1 pseudogene is annotated in these 435 nt (G+C 64.1%); it reads left to right on the top strand.

Annotated features, from left to right (window positions below):
- Positions 1 to 435: pseudogene (locus tag ACU8YC_RS28175) on the top strand (DNA polymerase II); the annotation flags it as partial.

Here is a 435-nt window from a genome sequence, read left to right as displayed (position 1 = left end):
CATCGACGGTATCGAGGCGCTACGCTCGGCGACCTGGAGCTTTTCCTCGGTCAGTCTGGAGAATGTCGCCCAGACCTTGCTGGGGGAGGGCAAGGCGGTCGACAACCCCTACCAGCGCATGGCGGAGATCGACCGCATGTTCGCCGAGGACAAGCCGGCGCTGGCCCGATACAACCTCAAGGATTGCGAGCTGGTGACGCGCATCTTCGCCCATACCGAGCTGCTGACCTTTCTCCTCGAGCGGGCCACTGTCACCGGTCTAGCGGCTGACCGCAGCGGTGGTTCGGTGGCAGCGTTCGAGCATCTCTATCTGCCTTTGATGCACCGACAGGGCTTCGTTGCGCCTAATCTGGGCGAGCGCCAGGCCGAGGCGAGCCCGGGCGGTTTCGTCATGGACTCGCAGCCGGGGTTGTACGAATCGGTGCTGGTGCTGGA

This window comes from Citrobacter sp. VF227 (genome assembly GCF_052950715.1).
This window is presented reverse-complemented; position numbering and strand designations above follow the sequence as displayed.